Origin of the sequence: Streptomyces sp. CA2R106, from assembly GCF_037034245.1 — a bacterium.
In the GTDB taxonomy this organism is placed as follows: domain Bacteria; phylum Actinomycetota; class Actinomycetes; order Streptomycetales; family Streptomycetaceae; genus Actinacidiphila.
In genome coordinates, this window is the sequence record NZ_JBAGKC010000109.1 from 1 (window position 1) to 1,723 (window position 1,723).

At 70.3% G+C, this 1,723-nt stretch carries 1 protein-coding gene; it reads right to left on the reverse strand.

What is annotated here, in order from left to right; translation table 11 throughout:
* On the reverse strand, positions 1-1,709 hold a 1,709-nt coding region (locus tag WA788_RS35220; RefSeq protein ID WP_335984512.1), incomplete at its 3' end, for an acyltransferase domain-containing protein.
* Between the last annotated feature and the right edge of the window lie 14 nt (positions 1,710-1,723).

Genomic DNA, 1,723 nt, shown 5'->3' on the forward strand with positions numbered 1-1,723 from the left:
GTAGCCACGCCCTGGGTCCAGACCACCAACCGCGCATTGTCCGTCTCGGGATCGGCCAGCCACTCCTGCACCCAACCCAACACCGTCGCAGCAGCCTGGTGGGCCGCCTCCGGCGCCGAAACCCCCGACGGGGCAGCCGGCACCACCGCCACCACCACCGAAGCCACCTCGGACCCACCGTGCCGCACCCACTGCACCGCATCCGCCGAAGCCTGCGCCGGCAGCGGAACCCAGTCCACCGTGAACAGCGACTGCCGCACCTGCCGGCCGGTACCGGTGAGCTGACCAGCCGACGCCTCCCGCAGCACCAACGACCGCGCCGCCAGCACCGGCTGACCAACACCGTCAAACGCCGTCACCGAGACCCCGCCCGCCCCGGGCGCCAGCACCACCCGCAACTGACGCGCACCGCCGGCCAGCAGCCGCACACCCGACCACACAAACGGCAACCCCGTCCCACCACTGCCATCACTGGCGGCCAGGAGCCCATGCAGAGCGGCATCAAGCAGAGCAGGATGCAGACCAAACTCAGCCGCATCGGAGTCGATGACCGGAGGCAGTTCGACTTCGGCGTAGACGGTGTCCCCGGCACGCCATGCCTGGCGCAGGCCCTGGAACGCCGGACCGTAGGCGTAACCGCGCCGGGCGAACTTCTCGTAGGCGTCGTCGACCGGGACCGCCACCGCACCCGCCGGAGGCCAGACATCCAGCGGGGCGGGGACCGGCTCACTGCCGGCCGGCGTCAGCACACCAACTGCATGCCGCACCCACTCGCCCTCCCCCTCGCGAGAGGAGACCGTGACGGTTCGCGGACCATCGCCGTCACCGACACGGACCTGCAACTGCACGCCACCGGAGGTGGGAAGGACCAGCGGTTCCTGGAGGGTCAGTTCCTCCAGGACACCGCACCCGGCCAGGTCGCCGGCGTGGACGGCCAGGTCCACGAACGCCGTCCCCGGCAGCAGGACGGTGCCGTGGACCGCGTGGTCGGCCAGCCACGGCATCGTGGCCAGCGACAACCGACCCGTCAACACCAACCCATCACCGTCAGCCAGCCACACCGCAGCCGCCAACAACGCATGCCCGGAACGCTGCTGACCAGCCGACGAAGCATCCCCACGACCGGCCACCGGCTTCGGCCAGTAGTGCTGCCGCTGAAACGCATACGTCGGCAAAGCCACCCTCCGGGCCACGCCCTCCCCACCGTTAACGGCAGCCCAGTCCACCTCCACGCCCGCCGACCAGGCGCCCGCCAGTGCGGTCAGCCAACGGTCCCGGCCGCCATCACCACGCTGCAAACTGCCCACCGCCACCAGACCCTCACCCGCCTGCGCAACCGCCATACCCAACACCGGATGCGGACTGACCTCCACAAACACCCGATGCCCCTCAGCCACCAACCCGGCCAGGACCTCACCGAACCGCACCGGCTCCCGCAAATTCCGATACCAATACCCCCCATCCAGCTGGGCGGTATCCACCACCCGCCCCTCAAGCGTCGAATAGAACGGCACCGCACCACTGACCGGGGACAATCCCGCCAGATCCTCGCCCAACCGGTCCTCGACCGCCTCGACATGCGCGGTGTGGGAGGCATAATCCACCGCGATCCGCCGCGCCCCACGCTCCGCAAACACCTCCGCGAACTCCCCACACGCCTGCGCGGCACCGGCGACCACGACCTGGCGGGGAGCGTTGACCGCCGCCACCGACAAGTCCCCTT